The following is an 18,218-nucleotide window of genomic DNA, read 5'->3' on the forward strand; positions in this document are numbered from 1 at the left end:
GAACAATAGGTGCTGAATAAGTTAAGCATGCCAACAACACGATTTCATCTTCACTGGCCATCCATAGTGGCCAGCAAACCATTGGTTAAGCCAGTATTGATCGCAATGGCGGCGCTATTTTTGTTCTGTCTTCCATTGAACCAGATCAAACTGGCTGTGTCCGGCATTCAGCACCCATCTATTGCCCTCACTTTTTTGTTGGCGGTCGCCATCATCTGTTTTGGGCTTTGGGAAATCGCGCGCCAAAAACGCTTTTGCATGACTTCACTTACCGGATGGATGTTGCTCAGTGCGCTGTTTGCGGCGGTGCCTGCGCTCTATCTGCATGCAGAGCTCGGAGCATCACTGTGGCACCTATCCGGCATCGTCATCGCACTGCTTGTCTTTAGCACCTTACAACAATTCAGCTTCAACCACTTTCAACGCCAATATCTGCTGTGGCTGCCCTTATTGTCAGGCTGGCTCATCGCTCTGTTATTTTTGTTACCAGGTCTACTTCAAGCCTCTGGATTTCAAGAATCGTCTTGGCAAGTGGACAGCTTTTATAAAGGCACTGCCAGCATTGTCTTGCTAACCGCTCTTGCCCTATCGGCATATCTGTTAGCACGAACCCGTGTCTATAAGCGTAACATCGTACCGGTTCACATCTTACTATTAGCCACGCCACTCATAACTTTGTGTGCTCTTATGGCGCTCCACCAAACTTGGATAATCACTGTCGCTATACTGATCACTATTCTGATCCAACCATTTTTGTTTCGCTTTTGTCGTAAGCTCCATCATGGTCTTTGGAACTGTGCGGTGTTAGTGGGCTTTTTGGTTACAGGTTATGCTGGCTGGCTGCCGTCTGCGGCCTTGTTCTCTCCTCCTTTTTCGGCGCAAGAGATGTCAGTGATTGAGCAAACCTTGGCACTACTAAACAGTGCACAATTTGAGGGGGTTGGCCTAGGTCAGCAGTTCACCGCACAACTACTTTTTGGTGTCGAGTCTCAACAGGTATTACCTATGCCAACGCCGTATCCGAGTTGGTTGGCAAAATCCCTTGCCGAAGGAGGGCTCGCACTTTGCGCTGGCCTCGGGCTGCTCGCCGTGTTGGTAGTTCGACGCCTCAATGATGCCCCTTGGGGAACCCGTTTAATGCTAACAGCCATTGTGCTGCCATCATTAATCGGTATTGCAGCAACGCCCTTTGTTAGTGTTAATCCGGCGTTAGCTCTGCTGTTTGTCATTCTGCTTTACTGGATTGATAACTTATCCGCTCGCTACAAACGTATTTCTGTACGTCCAATAAAAGCCATCAAATTGGCCGCCTCTACCTGCTTGATACTGGTATCCATGTTGGTGTTCAGTTCGGTGTATCTTGGCGAGCAGGCGCTGCGCACCTATGAAATTAGTGACAACAAGTTAACCCAATATCAAGCGCACCCGTGGTGGCAAAGTTTCTATCGTGAAGAAGCGGGGAGGCGTGCTTTTCTGACTAGCGTAGAAAGCAGAGATATACGTGCGCAGGAGGCTTATTTGCATCAACAGGTACGGCAATTGACGTCAAACCCTAATGCCGATGGTTATCAGTCACTGATTGAGCTTGCTATGCTAACGGGCAATAAAGCAATGGCAAAACAGATCAAACAAGAAGCGAACTCGCTGTTTCCAGATCGTGTTTTCCAACCTTCGTTTTCTGAATAGCCCCTAAAGCGCCAAGTCAATCAACAAAAAACGCCCCTAGAGGCGTTTTTTGCTAATTGATAGCGAGTGATGTTTAGCCCAGCACATCTTTCAATGCTTTTGCACACAAAGCGATATTTTCTTTTCTTGCGGTATATCCCATCAAACCGATACGCCAAGCTTTTCCCGCCAACGCGCCAAGCCCAGCCCCAATCTCAAGATTGTAATCATTGAGCAAGCGACCACGCACATTCGCGTCATCAATGCCCTCTGGCACAGACACTGCATTGAGCTGAGGCAAGCGATAAGCTTCATCAACAAGAAAGCGAATACCCAACGATTCGAGCTCAACTTTGAGCAGCTCATGCATATCGCGATGTCGCTGCCACGCGTTCTCCAGACCTTCTTGTTTGAGCATCAGAAGCGATTCATGCAATGCATATAAGCTATTTACTGGCGCCGTGTGATGGTAGCTACGCTTGCCTGCTCCACTCCAATACGCCAGCACAAGGCTTTGATCGAGAAACCAACTTTGCACTTTTTCAGTGCGTTTCTGCATTTTCTCAACAGCACGAGGTGAAAAGGTAACAGGGGACAAGCCAGGTACACAGGATAAACATTTTTGACTGCCCGAATACACAGCATCTAGTTTCCATTCATCCACCAGCAGAGGCACACCACCTAAGGAGGTCACTGCGTCGACAATGCTTAAACAGTCATACTGACGCGCTAATGCAGCCAATGTTTTTGCATCACTCAATGCACCCGTTGATGTTTCCGCATGCACGAAAGCCAATACTGAGGCTTCAGGATGGGCAATCAATGCTTGTTCAACTTTGGCAGGATCAACAGGCGCACCCCATTCATCATCTACCATCACCGCCGTTGCACCGCAACGCTCAACATTTTCTCGCATGCGATCGCCAAACACCCCATTACGGCAAACGATGACGGTATCGCCCGGCTCAACCAAGTTAACAAAGCACGTTTCCATACCTGCACTGCCGGGGGCAGAAACAGCAATGGTAAAGGCATTTTCAGTTTGGAATGCATATTGAAGTAGCGCTTTCACCTCATCCATCATACCCACAAAAAGTGGGTCCAGATGACCAATTGTTGGCTGGGACAAGGCTTGCAATACCCGTGGTGATACATCTGAAGGACCAGGGCCCATCAAGGTACGTTGCGGTGGAATAAATCGGGATATTGTCATTATTGGCTCTCCATTAGCATCCATTCGTTGACTTACCCTATCACCGGATTTGCAATTGCCAAAATATCATCACACTTCATTTGGTCAAAAAGCGATGTCAATGGGTGCAATTGTTAATTGACAAAGCGTTCACAAAACATTATCAATAGAGGGCAATTTTTGTGCGGTGTCATTTTCACCAATCAAAAGCAGAAGAGGCGCGTCTATCAGGCAGTCTGTTTGCGGAGCCCCAACTCCGACGCAAACCGATCAGGGGATAAGACGCCGAGGCAACACCAGACCTTGGGGGCTGGATTGTCGGTCTAGAAGGTTGAATCCTTCGGATTGTCATCTTTAACGAGATGGAGCGCTTCTGGAGAAATATCCTTTCTTCCGTAACCGCCCTCTTCCTGTCGCATTGCTTTCGAACTGTTTCAAATTTCAATAATGTTAGGATTACTCCATTCGCGATTAGGGAGATACAGGGAAGTGAACGCATTAAATGTCGCAAAATTTGGCGGCACGAGTGTCGCCGACTACGCAGCCATGTCAAACAGCGCATCGGTGATAAAAGGGAATTCAGACACTCGACTGGTAGTGATTAGCGCCTGTTCTGGCGTAACAAACTTATTGGTTGAATTGGCAAATGGTGTTGCCGATGCCAAGCGACAACAAGAAGTATTGGCAAAAATTGCCGACATTCATTTCAGCATTTTGGATCAGCTGCCTGCAAATGCGGCTGTGAATCAAGCCGTTAATGAGATTCTTGATGAGGTGGCGACTTTCGCTGCTGCTGCCGCAACTTCTACATCAGACCAATTAACAGATAGCCTCGTTGCGTGTGGCGAATTAATGTCCACGCACATTTTTACGCATCTGCTTAACGCTCAAGGTATTGACGCGGAGCGCGTCGATGTAAGACAAGTATTAAAAACAGACAATGTCTTTGGCAAGGCAACGCCTGATCTGATCGAAACTGCGTTTCATGCTCAGGGGATCTTGCGTCCATTGTGTGAGAAAAAAATCGCAGTGACTCAAGGCTTTATTGGTGCAGACAATAGTGGCAATACGACCACGTTAGGTCGTGGTGGTTCTGATTACAGCGCCGCGCTGCTTGCTGAAGCCGTACAAGCGACTTCGCTTGAGATTTGGACCGACGTACCGGGTATTTACAGTACGGACCCTCGCGTTGCGCCAGCGGCAAAACCGATTGACGAAATCAGCTTCAGTGAAGCCTCCGAAATGGCAAACTTCGGTGCGAAGATTTTGCATCCTTCCACACTTGTGCCTGCTATGCGTCATGATATCCCGGTATTTGTGGGTTCCTCTAAAACACCAGAGCAAGGTGGTACGTGGATTCGCCATACTGCGAAGCAATCTCCACTTTTCCGCGCATTGGCCCTTCGCTGCAACCAAACCATGGTCACGCTGACTAGTTTGAATATGTTTCACGCTTATGGCTTTCTGGCCGAGGTCTTCAACATTTTGGCCAAGCACAAGGTTTCGGTAGATCTGATCACCACGTCTGAAGTGAGCGTATCACTCACGCTTGACCAAACTAACACTCGTGGCGGTGCTCCGACCTTGCCGGAAGACGCTGAAAAAGAGCTAGCCCAACTGTGTAAAGTAACGATCGAGCAAGACATGTGTTTGGTCGCCCTGATCGGCAACCATATGGGTGAGTCTCGTGGCGCGGCGGCAAAAATATTCGGGTCTTTAGAAGAATATAATCTTCGCATGATTTGCTACGGTGCCAGCAGTCATAACCTGTGTTTTTTAACCAGCACAAGCGAATCAAAGGACGTGGTGAGAGCACTTCACAAAGAGCTGTTTGAAGCCTAACTTTCCTCAATAAATCATGAACAAAAAGGCGCTCAATCTGAGCGCCTTTTCTATTTTGGGCTGAGAAGCATTGCCCTGTCTGTGTCTTTATCCGTTGAGGTTAGGCCCGAGCCATTTTTCGGCCTCGATCAAATCCCAGCCCTTGCGATCGGCATAGCTATCACGTTGATCCGCTTGGATCTGTGCCACCGCGAAGTAGCGTGATTCTGGATGGGAGAAATACCAACCTGAAACTGACGCCCCTGGCCACATGGCATAACTCTCGGTCAGCGTCATTCCTGTATTAGTTTCTGCATTCAACAGATCCCAAATCTGGCCTTTCTCTGTATGCTCAGGACATGCCGCATAACCTGGCGCAGGTCGAATACCTTGATACTTTTCTCGGATCAGTGATTCGTTGTCCAATGCTTCGTCCGGCGCAAAGCCCCAGATCTCTTTACGCACAGTTTCATGCAGGCATTCAGCAAATGCTTCCGCCAGTCGATCGGACACCGCTTGAACCAAAATGGCATTGTAATCATCACCTTGCTGTTTGAAGTACTCCGCCAGGTCATACTCACCAATACCACCCGTGACGGCAAAGGCACCTATCCAATCAGGCTTCCCACTCTCTTTCGGTGCAATAAAGTCGGTCAAACAGTAGTTTGCACCGCGCGGTTTCTTGGTCTGCTGACGTAAATTATGCAGCACGGAAATGACCTCAGTTCGAGATTCATCGGCATACACTTCAATATCGTCGTCATTAATGCTATTCGCGGGGAAAATACCACACACACCATTGGCCTTGATGATTCCTTCCGCCTCGATCCTGTCGATGAGTGCGTTGGCATCATCAAACAATCGACGCGCCTCTTCACCCACTAACTCGTGATCCAAAATGGCTGGGTATTTCCCACTCAAAGACCACGTCATAAAGAAAGGTGTCCAATCAATATACTGACGAAGTTTAGAAACAGGGAAATCTTTGAATACGTGCACGCCGGATTTAACGGGAGCCGGCGGTGTGTAGGATTGCCAATCTATTGCCGCTTTGTTCTCACGCGCTTGCGCAAGGGTAACAGGGGCAGTTCTTGGCGTTTTCCTCGAATGCTGATCACGAACAATATCGTACTCCTTAGCGAGACGCTCTTCGAAAGCAGGACGAAGTACATCAGACAAGAGTTCAGTACATACTCCCACAGCGCGTGACGCATTCGGAACGTAAACCACGGACCCATGATAGTTTTGCTCTATCTTCACGGCTGTGTGCGCTTTTGATGTCGTTGCACCGCCAATCAGCAATGGCAGATCAAAACCCTGACGCTCCATTTCTTTGGCAACATGCACCATTTCATCCAACGATGGCGTAATGAGACCAGACAAACCAATGATGTCGACATTTTCTTCCCGCGCCACTCTCAAAATCTTCTCAGTCGGCACCATGACGCCAAGATCAATAATTTCATAGTTATTACACTGAAGCACGACACCAACAATGTTCTTTCCAATGTCATGCACGTCACCTTTGACGGTCGCCAACAAGATCTTGCCATTGGTATAGTTCGCCTGCTTTTCAGCATTAATGTAGGGTTCTAAATACCCGACAGCTTGCTTCATAACACGGGCAGATTTCACGACTTGTGGTAAGAACATTTTTCCCTCACCAAACAAATCACCCACCACGTTCATGCCCGCCATCAATGGACCTTCGATGACCTCAAGCGGTTTATCAGCATTTGCACGTGCTTCCTCTGTATCCGAGACAATGAACTCAGTAATACCTTTCACCAGTGCATGCTCAAGGCGTTTCTCTACAGCCCAACTGCGCCACTCAGCGACACTGGCGTCCTCTTGCTCCACACCGCTTTCACGGTATTTATCGGCAATTTCTAACAAGCGTTCGGTAGAATCATCTCGTCGGTTAAGCACGACATCTTCAACGGCTTCACGCAATTCATCAGACAGATCATCATAGATCGCAAGCTGACCTGCGTTGACAATCCCCATGTCCATACCGTTTTTGAAACAGTAATAAAGGAACACTGCATGGATGGCTTCACGTACAGGATTGTTGCCGCGAAACGAGAATGAGACGTTAGACACACCACCAGAAACCATGGCATGAGGCAGGTTTCGCTTAATATCACTGACAGCTTCAATGAAATCGACTGCGTAGTTGTTGTGTTCTTCAATACCCGTTGCAACGGCAAAGATATTGGGGTCAAAGATAATGTCTTCTGGAGGGAAGCCAACTTCATCAACCAAGATGTTATAGGCGTTGGTACAAATTTCTATCTTACGCTCACGCGTGTCCGCTTGTCCTACTTCGTCAAACGCCATCACGATAACGGCAGCACCGTAGCGACGAACAAGTTTCGCCTGCTCAACAAACTTTTCTTTCCCTTCCTTCAAGGAAATAGAGTTCACAATGCCTTTACCTTGAATACACTTCAGACCCGCTTCAATCACTTCCCATTTAGAGGAGTCAATCATGATCGGAACGCGAGAAATATCAGGCTCTGACGCACACAGATTCAAAAAGCGCACCATAGCCGCTTCCGCATCCAGCATGCCTTCATCCATGTTGATATCAATGATCTGCGCGCCGCTTTCAACTTGCTGAGCTGCCACTTCTAACGCTTCATCGTAGTTTCCTTCGACAATAAGACGTTTAAATTTGGCCGAGCCAGTCACATTGGTTCGTTCGCCCACATTGAGAAACAATGTGTCTTTCGCGATACTAAGTGGCTCAAGACCAGACAGTCGGCAAGCAACAGGTAAGTCAGGAAGCTGACGAGGTTGGGCATCTTTAGTGGCGAGATACATCTGGCGAATGTGCTCAGGCGTGGTACCACAACAACCGCCTACCAAGTTCAAAAATCCAGCTTGTGCCCATTCACCAATATGTTCAGCCATTTCTTCTGGGCTTAAGTCATACTCTCCAAAAGCATTGGGTAGACCCGCATTCGGGTGAGCTGAAACCGCGCATTCAGAAATACGCGAGAGCTCATCAACATACTGACGAAGCTCGTCTGGTCCAAGCGCACAGTTCAGACCAAACGATAGTGGCTTCACATGTCGCAGCGAGTTATAGAACGCTTCGGTGGTTTGCCCTGATAATGTTCGACCAGAAGCATCCGTGATCGTGCCGGAAATCATTACGGGCAATATCTCGCCACGCGCTTCAAACACCGTCTCTACTGCAAAAGCACATGCCTTCGCATTGAGCGTATCAAAAATAGTTTCAATCAGAATAATGTCAGCGCCACCACCCATCAGCGCGTGAGTCGACTCAGCGTAAGCTTCAACTAGCGCATCAAAAGTGACGTTTCGATAGCCCGGGTCGTTAACATCTGGAGAAATGCTACAAGTTCGGTTTGTTGGCCCAAGAACCCCTGCCACAAAGCGCGGTTTATCAGGATTCTTTGCTGTCCATTCATCAGCCACTTCGCGAGCAATTTTAGCCGCTTCAAGGTTGATTTCAGCACTGAGCGATTGCATGTCGTAATCGGCCATAGCAATCGTTGTCGCATTGAAGGTGTTGGTTTCAAGAATATCCGCACCTGCTTCGAGGTACTCAGCGTGTATTTGTTTGATAAGTGAAGGCTGTGTGAGAACCAAAAGATCATTGTTGCCTTTTAGATCTGAATGCCAATCGGCAAAGCGCTCTCCACGATAGTCGGGCTCCTCCAGTTTATATCCCTGGATCATCGTGCCCATGCCACCATCGATGATTAAAATGCGCTCTGCTAACAGTTTGTCTAGTACGTCCTTACTACTCACAGCTACCGATTCCTTCTAGTATTGCTTGCTTCCCGAATAGTATCACAGACCAATTGGAAATCTAGACGTCTAATTAGATGCGGTTTGGTTGCCATATCGGAAAAGACGCAGATTTGTTGTAGTTTTCTTGCTCACATCGATTTATATTTCGTTACAACTTATTTTAATTTCTCATATTATTCGACACGGGGTCATCCATGACCGTCTACACCACTCTCTGTTTCTTAGCAGCAGCCGCCATGCTCATCGCCTTTATCAATAGTAAAATAGGGCAAATGCAGACTACCATCGCGATCACCGCAGGCGCTCTGATCCTTTCTTTGGGCATCGTCATTTCTGGCCACAACAACTGGTTCCATTTAAAAGATTTTGCGGCCAACACATTGAATGAAGTCCACTTTGATGACTTCTTGTTGAAAGGCGTACTCGGTTTTCTGCTCTTTGCAGGCGGTCTTGGAGTGAAATTACCGAATCTTGAAGATCAGAAGTGGGAAATCACCGTCCTCGCATTAATGGCCACCCTCGTTTCCACCTTCTTCATTGGTGCGACTACTTGGCTATTCTTCCAATTAATCGGCATTCCATTCTCGTTTATCTATTGCTTGTTGTTTGGCGCACTCATTTCACCAACAGATCCTATCGCCGTTTTGGCCATTGTTAAGAAGCTGGACGCCCCAAGGCGTATTTCCACTCAAATTGAGGGGGAGTCGTTATTCAACGACGGGTTTGGTCTGGTGATTTTCATGACCCTCTTCACCGTGGCTTTCGGCACGGAAACACCGACAGCAATCGGCGTTGTAGAGCTGTTCTTGCATGAGGCCATAGGCGGCATTGTCTATGGCTTCCTGCTAGGTTTGCTTTTCCACTACCTTATTTGCCATACCGACGACCACTCTATGGAGTTATTGCTGACACTGGGCATTCCAACTGCAGGATACGTGTTCGCTAATCTAATAGGCGTTTCGGGGCCTTTAGCCATGGTGGTGGCAGGGATCATGATTGGTAACTGGACTCGTTACATTGGTTTTTCCAAAGAAAGCGAAGATCATCTCGACCACTTCTGGGAGCTGGTTGATGAATTTCTGAATGGTGTTCTGTTCTTGTTAATTGGTCTTAGTATGCTGACATTCACCTTCCACAAAGAAGATTGGATCATTATGGCATTTGCTATCCCTGCCGTGCTGATCGCCCGCTATATTAGTGTTCGCCTATGTTATTTAGGCTTTAATCGCTATCGAGATTACAACCCTTATTCGGTGCGTATTCTTACTTGGGGCGGGCTTAGAGGGGGCCTTGCGATCGCTATGGCAATGGCTGTACCTGCGGGTTATATGATCGTTCCTAACAAGAACATTGATGTACGAGAGATCATTCTTGTTATGACCTATGCCGTCGTCGTATTTTCTATCCTTGTACAAGGTTCAACCATCACCAAATTGATAGAGAAAGCTAAAGTGGCAGAACGAGACATGGCGATTCAACCGCGCAGTTATAAGCAAGTTAAACCAGAGCCGGAAACACAAAGAGAGAGAGAAACGGCTGAAGAATAGTAGAGCCCAACGAAAAGCGGCCTTCATTGAAGGCCGCTATTTTAATCGTATTGGTTTAATCGTCTTTGGTGAATGCTGATTCCGAGAAGTGGTCAAGATCATACGGCGTTTGTTGGTAAACGCAGTAGTTAAGCCAATTACAGAACAACAAGTGTCCATGACTCCGCCAGCTTACATACGGTTCTTTAGAAGGATCATCATTGGGGTAGTAGTTAATGGGCACGACAGGCTCCATTCCCTCGCTAACATCTCGAGCATACTCTTGGTGCAAGGTGTGTGAATCGTACTCCGGATGTCCCGTCACAAACACATTTCGCTTATCTTTCGTCGCAGCAAGGTAAACACCAGCAGTCTCAGATGTAGCCAAAATATCGAGGTCTGTGTTATCGGCGAGATACTCAGGAGAGAAATCGGCATAGCGGGAATGAGGCGCTAGAAAAGAATCGTCAAAACCACGCAATATAGGGTTTTGGATTAACCCCTTATTGATACTGTGCCAATAAACACCAGACAATTTATTCTTGCGCGTCTTCTTCGGGAGATTATAAAGAAGCTTCAAACCCGCTTGGGCGGCCCAGCACACATACAATGTTGAAGTCACGTGTTGCTTGGCCCAAGTCATAATATCCTGCAGGTGATCCCAGTAAATTACATCCTCAAACTGGACTAAACCTAGTGGTGCACCTGTCACAATCAAACCATCAAAGTTACGGTCTCGAATGGATTGAAACTGTCGATAGAAGGTATCCAAATGCTCTGTCGGTGTGTTTTTACTTGGCCTGTCGTCTATACGAAGTAATTCGACATCCACTTGCAGGGGGCTGTTAGATAGCATCCGCATGAACTGCGTTTCCGTCTCAATCTTTTTAGGCATCAAATTGAGCAATAGAACTTTCAGTGGACGTATATTTTGGCTCTCCGCACGCGTTGCTGACATCACAAAGATGTTTTCCTGACGCAAGATACTTGCCGCAGGCAACTGATCAGGAATTTTAATTGGCATCTTAAAGCACTCCCTTTTTAAGATGTATAGACGTCTAGAATTCCAATAACCCTATAACATCCCCAATCAGTGTTCAAGCACATTTGTGATATAGATCTTTTAATACTAGAAATGAAAAAACCCGCAGCGTTTCCGCTACGGGTTTGAAGAGGTATCTGGCAGTGACCTACTCTCGCATGGGGAGACCCCACACTACCATTGGCGCAGCAACGTTTCACTTCTGAGTTCGGCATGGGATCAGGTGGTACCATTGCGCTATGGCTGCCAGAAAAATTTTGAAAGCTGGTGCTGATACCCAGATTCGAACTGGGGACCTCACCCTTACCAAGGGTGCACTCTACCAACTGAGCTATATCAGCGAATTTTTCTTAAACAAAGTCTTACATATTATTGCTTTGTTTATCTTTTCTTGTGTAGAAAGCATCAAAAGATTCAAAAAATACACAAGAAAAACAATTGAAGCCTGGCGATGTCCTACTCTCACATGGGGAGACCCCACACTACCATCGGCGCTATTACGTTTCACTACTGAGTTCGGCATGGGATCAGGTGGGTCCATAATGCTATGGTCGCCAAGCAAATTCTGTTGTTGTATCCCGCTTGTCAGGCTTCACTCTGGCTGCATTGCCTGCCTCCTTCACTCGGTCATGTACAGTCGTACACTTCCTCGCTCAGCTCGTGGGCGGCTTTGCCAGAATAAACCCTGCCTACGCTATCTCTATGGATAACGGCAAGATACTAAATCTGAAGAAAATCTGACTAGCCTATCTCTCAATACACATTCAATGTTCTTATCTGAGTCCGCTAAAACCCCTTGGGTGTTGTATGGTTAAGCCTCACGGGCAATTAGTATCAGTTAGCTCAACGCCTCGCAGCGCTTACACACCTGACCTATCTACGTCGTAGTCTCCAACAACCCTTTAGGACACTTATAGTGTCAGGGATGACTCATCTCGAGGCTTGCTTCGCGCTTAGATGCTTTCAGCGCTTATCAATTCCGAACTTAGCTACCGGGCAATGCCACTGGCGTGACAACCCGAACACCAGAGGTTCGTCCACTCCGGTCCTCTCGTACTAGGAGCAGCCCCTCTCAATCATCCAACGCCCACGGCAGATAGGGACCGAACTGTCTCACGACGTTCTAAACCCAGCTCGCGTACCACTTTAAATGGCGAACAGCCATACCCTTGGGACCGACTTCAGCCCCAGGATGTGATGAGCCGACATCGAGGTGCCAAACACCGCCGTCGATATGAACTCTTGGGCGGTATCAGCCTGTTATCCCCGGAGTACCTTTTATCCGTTGAGCGATGGCCCTTCCATTCAGAACCACCGGATCACTATGACCTACTTTCGTACCTGCTCGAATTGTCATTCTCGCAGTCAAGCGGGCTTATGCCATTGCACTAACCTCACGATGTCCGACCGTGATTAGCCCACCTTCGTGCTCCTCCGTTACTCTTTGGGAGGAGACCGCCCCAGTCAAACTACCCACCAGGCACTGTCCGCAACCCCGATTAGGGGCCAACGTTAGAACATCAAGCATACAAGGGTGGTATTTCAAGATTGCCTCCACACATACTGGCGTACGTGCTTCTAAGGCTCCCACCTATCCTACACATGTAGGGTCAATGTTCAGTGCCAAGCTGTAGTAAAGGTTCACGGGGTCTTTCCGTCTAGCCGCGGGTACACAGCATCTTCACTGCGATTTCAATTTCACTGAGTCTCGGGTGGAGACAGCGTGGCCATCATTACGCCATTCGTGCAGGTCGGAACTTACCCGACAAGGAATTTCGCTACCTTAGGACCGTTATAGTTACGGCCGCCGTTTACCGGGGCTTCGATCAAGAGCTTCTCCGAAGATAACCCCATCAATTAACCTTCCGGCACCGGGCAGGCGTCACACCGTATACGTCATCTTTCGATTTTGCACAGTGCTATGTTTTTAATAAACAGTTGCAGCCACCTGGTATCTGCGACTGCCTCTAGCTCCATCCGCAAGGGACTTCACCGGAGGCAGCGTACCTTCTCCCGAAGTTACGGTACCATTTTGCCTAGTTCCTTCACCCGAGTTCTCTCAAGCGCCTTGGTATTCTCTACCCGACCACCTGTGTCGGTTTGGGGTACGATTGCTTATAACCTGAAGCTTAGAGGCTTTTCCCGGAAGCATGGCATCAATGACTTCATCACCGTAGTGACTCGACATCGTGTCTCAGTGTTAACAGCGTCCCGGATTTACCTAAGACACCCACCTACGCACTTGAACTTGGACAACCGTCGCCAAGCTCACCTAGCCTTCTCCGTCCCCCCATCGCAGTTATAAGCAGTACGGGAATATTAACCCGTTTCCCATCGACTACGCCTTTCGGCCTCGCCTTAGGGGTCGACTTACCCTGCCCCGATTAACGTTGGACAGGAACCCTTGGTCTTCCGGCGAGGAGGTTTTTCACCCCCTTTATCGTTACTCATGTCAGCATTCGCACTTCTGATACCTCCAGCAAACCTTACAGTTCACCTTCAACGGCTTACAGAACGCTCCCCTACCCAACAACTCCGAAGAGTTGATGCCGCAGCTTCGGTGTATCGCTTAGCCCCGTTACATCTTCCGCGCAGGCCGACTCGACCAGTGAGCTATTACGCTTTCTTTAAATGATGGCTGCTTCTAAGCCAACATCCTGGCTGTCTGAGCCTTCCCACATCGTTTCCCACTTAGCGATAACTTTGGGACCTTAGCTGGCGGTCTGGGTTGTTTCCCTCTCCACGACGGACGTTAGCACCCGCCGTGTGTCTCCCGGATAGTACTTACTGGTATTCGGAGTTTGCAAAGGGTTGGTAAGTCGGGATGACCCCCTAGCCTTAACAGTGCTCTACCCCCAGTAGTATTCGTCCGAGGCGCTACCTAAATAGCTTTCGGGGAGAACCAGCTATCTCCGAGTTTGATTGGCCTTTCACCCCTAGCCACAAGTCATCCGCTAATTTTTCAACATTAGTCGGTTCGGTCCTCCAATTGATGTTACTCAATCTTCAACCTGCCCATGGCTAGATCACTCGGTTTCGGGTCTACTCCTAGCAACTCATTCGCCCAGTTAAGACTCGGTTTCCCTACGGCTCCCCTATTCGGTTAACCTTGCTACTAAAAGTAAGTCGCTGACCCATTATACAAAAGGTACGCAGTCACCCCACGAAGAGGCTCCCACTGCTTGTACGTACACGGTTTCAGGTTCTATTTCACTCCCCTCACAGGGGTTCTTTTCGCCTTTCCCTCACGGTACTGGTTCACTATCGGTCAGTCAGGAGTATTTAGCCTTGGAGGATGGTCCCCCCATGTTCAGACAGGATACCACGTGTCCCGTCCTACTCGTTTTCACGATAAAAGCATTGTCGTGTACGGGGCTATCACCCTGTATCGCTACCCTTTCCAGGGTATTCCACTAACACTTAAACCGCTTAAGGGCTAATCCGGGGTCGCTCGCCGCTACTGCCGGAATCTCAATTGATTTCTTTTCCTTCGGGTACTTAGATGTTTCAGTTCCCCGAGTTCGCCTCATACAGCTATGTATTCACTGCATGATACGTGCTTATGCACGTGGGTTTCCCCATTCGGAAATCGTAGACTCAAGTGGCTGTTACTGCCTTATCTACGCTTATCGCAAGTTACTACGTCCTTCATCGCCTCTGACTGCCAAGGCATCCACCGTGTACGCTTAGTCACTTAACCATACAACCCCAAGAGGTTTCTTTTTGACTTCACTTTTATAAAGTGAAAACAAAAGGCGTATGGCAAACAACCAAGGTTGTTCCTAAGAACATGCTCAACTTACGTTGAACGGTTTTTCGCCGGACTCAAATATGTTCATTCTTCTCTAGGAGAAGAATGAAACCAAGAACACTTGAATGTGTTTGGTGTTAATTCCGAAGAATTAACGTTTTGAGAACTTTTGTTTCGTTACCTCTCGGGTAGAGAGATAAGAAACAGATTTCAATTTAATCCCTCTTTTTTCAAAGAAGAAGTAAATCTACTAGTCAGCTTTCCAGATTTTTAAAGAGCATGTGTTTCTCCTCTCAAACAGAGAGTGGAACCACTTTCTAATGATTTTCGACGCAAAGATACGCACCCGATAACAAAACTTGTTTATTGGGCCTGCGATTCCGTGCAGAAAATTCTTAGAGAGTGGTGGGCGATACCGGGCTCGAACCAGTGACCCCCTCCTTGTAAGGGAGGTGCTCTCCCAACTGAGCTAATCGCCCACGATAGTTTTAATTCCCTCATGGAGAGAATGGTGGGTCGTGTAGGATTCGAACCTACGACCAATTGATTAAAAGTCAACTGCTCTACCAACTGAGCTAACGACCCGTGGCGTCCCATAGGGGAGTCGAACCCCTGTTACCGCCGTGAAAGGGCGGTGTCCTAGGCCTCTAGACGAATGGGACACTTTGCTTGTTTGGCATTTGGGATGCCAAACCACTCTTTACTTTTTCAACCTATACAATTTGTGTGAGCACTTGCATCAATAGTATCGTTAAGGAGGTGATCCAGCCCCAGGTTCCCCTAGGGCTACCTTGTTACGACTTCACCCCAGTCATGAACCACACCGTGGTAAACGCCCTCCCGAAGGTTAAGCTATCTACTTCTGGTGCAGCCCACTCCCATGGTGTGACGGGCGGTGTGTACAAGGCCCGGGAACGTATTCACCGTGGCATTCTGATCCACGATTACTAGCGATTCCGACTTCACGGAGTCGAGTTGCAGACTCCGATCCGGACTACGACGTACTTTCTGGGATTCGCTCCACCTCGCGGCCTCGCTGCCCTCTGTATACGCCATTGTAGCACGTGTGTAGCCCTACTCGTAAGGGCCATGATGACTTGACGTCGTCCCCACCTTCCTCCGGTTTATCACCGGCAGTCTCCCTGGAGTTCCCACCATGACGTGCTGGCAAACAAGGATAAGGGTTGCGCTCGTTGCGGGACTTAACCCAACATTTCACAACACGAGCTGACGACAGCCATGCAGCACCTGTCTCACAGTTCCCGAAGGCACAAGTCCATCTCTGGTCTCTTCTGTGGATGTCAAGAGTAGGTAAGGTTCTTCGCGTTGCATCGAATTAAACCACATGCTCCACCGCTTGTGCGGGCCCCCGTCAATTCATTTGAGTTTTAATCTTGCGACCGTACTCCCCAGGCGGTCTACTTAACGCGTTAGCTCCGAAAGCCACGACTCTAGGTCACAACCTCCAAGTAGACATCGTTTACAGCGTGGACTACCAGGGTATCTAATCCTGTTTGCTCCCCACGCTTTCGCATCTGAGCGTCAGTCTTTGTCCAGGGGGCCGCCTTCGCCACCGGTATTCCTTCAGATCTCTACGCATTTCACCGCTACACCTGAAATTCTACCCCCCTCTACAAGACTCTAGCCTGCCAGTTCAAAATGCGGTTCCCAGGTTGAGCCCGGGGCTTTCACATCTTGCTTAACAAACCGCCTGCATGCGCTTTACGCCCAGTAATTCCGATTAACGCTCGCACCCTCCGTATTACCGCGGCTGCTGGCACGGAGTTAGCCGGTGCTTCTTCTGCAGCTAACGTCAAATTAATACGCTATTAACGTACTAACCTTCCTCACTGCTGAAAGTGCTTTACAACCCGAAGGCCTTCTTCACACACGCGGCATGGCTGCATCAGGCTTGCGCCCATTGTGCAATATTCCCCACTGCTGCCTCCCGTAGGAGTCTGGACCGTGTCTCAGTTCCAGTGTGGCTGATCATCCTCTCAAACCAGCTAGGGATCGTCGCCTTGGTGAGCCATTACCTCACCAACTAGCTAATCCCAACTGGGCCCATCCCGACGCGAGAGGTCCGAAGATCCCCCTCTTTGGTCCGTAGACATCATGCGGTATTAGCAGTCGTTTCCAACTGTTATCCCCCACGTCAGGGCAGGTTCCCAGCCATTACTCACCCGTCCGCCGCTCGTCATCTTCAAAAGCAAGCTTTTGAAATGTTACCGCTCGACTTGCATGTGTTAGGCCTGCCGCCAGCGTTCAATCTGAGCCATGATCAAACTCTTCAATTAGAATTTTGTTGTCACTCGAAAGTGACGCTCAATGAATACTGAATTACTTTTTTGCCCTAAGGCAAATCTGCATTGACTGTGTTTCTTATTGGTTTCCACTTTTGAAAAAGTGAAATCAAAACAGCTCAAGGCTGATTTCCAATTCGATTGGGTCACTCAGTTCATTGATAAATCTTATGCCTATCAAGTACGAGTGCCCACACAGATTGTATAGGTCAAATTGTTAAAGAACGTTGACTGTAGAAGCGACTCCGTGGAGGCGTCTTCTCACCGTCAGGGCTGCGAATTCTACGCTGCCAGGCGATGAAGTCAAGAAGAAATTTTGAGATTTTTCAACGTTGCTTTCGCAACCTTCAAAACGTCTTGTTGACTCCCTTCAACCGCGATAAGCACTGGGCTTTTCCGTTGAAGCAGGCGGGCATTCTACTGATTGAGTCGTTAACGTCAAGCGTTTATTTTCAATCAATTTTGAAGCCGTTTCGCCGTACCGAGTGGGCTGTTTGTTCCGTGTGGAGCAGGTCGCCGTGTCAGTGAGGTCGCATTATAGGGAGCGATTGAATCTTGGCAAGATTTTTTTGTGGTTTTTGATGAAAATATGCTTTTTAGCGTCCAATCTAAACGAAACGCCTATTTTCACACATTTTACACACAAGTCACTCACAGCACCCTGTGCATAACTATCAATGAAGAGTACAACACCTTTTATATAGATGTGTGCGTATATGCGAGTATTTACGCCGTAAAGCTCAGACCTTCATTGTTAATACTGCACGTATACACATGACTTGTTATACGAGAAATTGGCGCAATGAAGTAAGAAAGGCTATCTGTACACAGTGGTGGACATAACTGCTCAGTGATTATCGACAAATTGTACGCAGAGGTTGAGATAGAAGTAGAAGTAGAAGTAGAAGTAGAAGTAGAAGTAGAAGTAGAAGTAGAAGTAGAAGTAGAAGTAGAAGTAGAAGTAGAAGTAGAAGTAGAAGTAGAAGTAGAAGTAGAAGTAGAAGTAGAAGTAGAAGTAGAAGTAGAAGTAGAAAAGTATCGAATGGGCTTTATATTAGGTCAAGTGTGCGACGATAGGTCGAGCAAATATATATGATATATGTTTGTAAGCGAGAACTCGGATGACAAATGC

At 48.0% G+C, this 18,218-nt stretch carries 7 protein-coding genes, 4 tRNA genes, 4 rRNA genes and 1 riboswitch; of the genes, 4 read left to right on the plus strand and 11 right to left on the minus strand.

All coding sequences use genetic code 11. The annotated features are described in order from the left end of the window. Positions 1 to 27: 27 nt before the first annotated feature. Positions 28 to 1,686: a Wzy polymerase domain-containing protein gene (locus tag AB8599_RS14210; protein ID WP_407331548.1), complete on the plus strand. Its 1,659-nt coding sequence runs from the start codon at positions 28 to 30 to the stop codon at positions 1,684 to 1,686. A gap of 73 nt (positions 1,687 to 1,759) precedes the next feature. On the opposite strand, the gene AB8599_RS14215 is transcribed toward AB8599_RS14210, so the two are convergent. Continuing rightward, a complete protein-coding gene (locus AB8599_RS14215) occupies positions 1,760 to 2,878 on the minus strand; it encodes a pyridoxal-phosphate-dependent aminotransferase family protein (RefSeq protein ID WP_407331549.1) in 1,119 nt (372 codons plus the stop codon). Between the two features lie 184 nt (positions 2,879 to 3,062). Further along, positions 3,063 to 3,238, plus strand: a riboswitch (Lysine riboswitch). 66 nt (positions 3,239 to 3,304) lie between these two features. Between AB8599_RS14215 and lysC the strand changes: the two genes are divergently transcribed. Then, positions 3,305 to 4,699 carry a lysine-sensitive aspartokinase 3 gene (gene lysC, locus AB8599_RS14220; protein ID WP_407331550.1) on the plus strand — a complete coding sequence of 465 codons (1,395 nt, stop codon included), beginning with the start codon at positions 3,305 to 3,307 and terminating at the stop codon, positions 4,697 to 4,699. A gap of 87 nt (positions 4,700 to 4,786) precedes the next feature. On the opposite strand, the gene metH is transcribed toward lysC, so the two are convergent. Then, entirely contained in the window at positions 4,787 to 8,461 is a 3,675-nt protein-coding gene (gene metH, locus AB8599_RS14225) for a methionine synthase (RefSeq protein ID WP_407331551.1), read from the minus strand. 197 nt (positions 8,462 to 8,658) lie between these two features. Here metH and AB8599_RS14230 point away from each other — a divergent pair, with 197 nt between their 5' ends. Next, positions 8,659 to 10,011, plus strand: coding sequence for a cation:proton antiporter (locus AB8599_RS14230; protein ID WP_407331552.1), 1,353 nt, complete (start codon positions 8,659 to 8,661; stop codon positions 10,009 to 10,011). A 55-nt stretch (positions 10,012 to 10,066) separates the two neighbouring features. On the opposite strand, the gene metA is transcribed toward AB8599_RS14230, so the two are convergent. The 9 genes from metA to AB8599_RS14275 form a co-directional block, all read right to left on the minus strand. Beyond that, positions 10,067 to 11,014: a homoserine O-succinyltransferase gene (metA, locus tag AB8599_RS14235; protein ID WP_407331553.1), complete on the minus strand. Its 948-nt coding sequence runs from the start codon at positions 11,012 to 11,014 to the stop codon at positions 10,067 to 10,069. Between the two features lie 153 nt (positions 11,015 to 11,167). After that, a 5S ribosomal RNA gene (gene rrf / locus AB8599_RS14240) occupies positions 11,168 to 11,283 on the minus strand. Positions 11,284 to 11,297: 14 nt separating this feature from the next. Beyond that, positions 11,298 to 11,373 (minus strand) — tRNA-Thr (locus AB8599_RS14245). A gap of 102 nt (positions 11,374 to 11,475) precedes the next feature. After that, positions 11,476 to 11,591, minus strand: a 5S ribosomal RNA gene (rrf, locus tag AB8599_RS14250). 248 nt (positions 11,592 to 11,839) lie between these two features. Further along, positions 11,840 to 14,732, minus strand: a 23S ribosomal RNA gene (locus tag AB8599_RS14255). Between the two features lie 454 nt (positions 14,733 to 15,186). Further along, positions 15,187 to 15,262 (minus strand) — tRNA-Val (locus tag AB8599_RS14260). Between the two features lie 30 nt (positions 15,263 to 15,292). Continuing rightward, positions 15,293 to 15,368, minus strand: a tRNA-Lys gene (locus AB8599_RS14265). A gap of 1 nt (position 15,369) precedes the next feature. Further along, positions 15,370 to 15,445 (minus strand) — tRNA-Glu (locus AB8599_RS14270). Positions 15,446 to 15,535: 90 nt separating this feature from the next. After that, positions 15,536 to 17,080 (minus strand): 16S ribosomal RNA (locus tag AB8599_RS14275). The 16S, 23S and 5S rRNA genes sit together here with 4 tRNA genes alongside, the layout of an rRNA operon. An 856-nt stretch (positions 17,081 to 17,936) precedes the next feature. Between AB8599_RS14275 and AB8599_RS14280 the strand changes: the two genes are divergently transcribed. Next, positions 17,937 to 18,182, plus strand: coding sequence for a hypothetical protein (locus AB8599_RS14280; RefSeq protein ID WP_407331554.1), 246 nt, complete (start codon positions 17,937 to 17,939; stop codon positions 18,180 to 18,182). Positions 18,183 to 18,218 lie beyond the last annotated feature (36 nt).

Origin of the sequence: Enterovibrio litoreus (genome assembly GCF_045679545.1) — a bacterium.
Lineage (GTDB): Bacteria > Pseudomonadota > Gammaproteobacteria > Enterobacterales > Vibrionaceae > Enterovibrio.

What these genes read in the sequence shown, in the direction of transcription:
- AB8599_RS14210 (WP_407331548.1), top strand. Translation starts at nt 28, where the DNA reads ATGCCAACAACACGATTTCATCTTCACTGGCCATCCATAGTGGCCAGC.
- AB8599_RS14215 (WP_407331549.1), bottom strand. Translation starts at nt 2,878, where the DNA reads ATGACAATATCCCGATTTATTCCACCGCAACGTACCTTGATGGGCCCT.
- metA (WP_407331553.1), bottom strand. Translation starts at nt 11,014, where the DNA reads ATGCCAATTAAAATTCCTGATCAGTTGCCTGCGGCAAGTATCTTGCGT.
- AB8599_RS14230 (WP_407331552.1), top strand. Translation starts at nt 8,659, where the DNA reads ATGACCGTCTACACCACTCTCTGTTTCTTAGCAGCAGCCGCCATGCTC.
- lysC (WP_407331550.1), top strand. Translation starts at nt 3,305, where the DNA reads ATGTTAGGATTACTCCATTCGCGATTAGGGAGATACAGGGAAGTGAAC.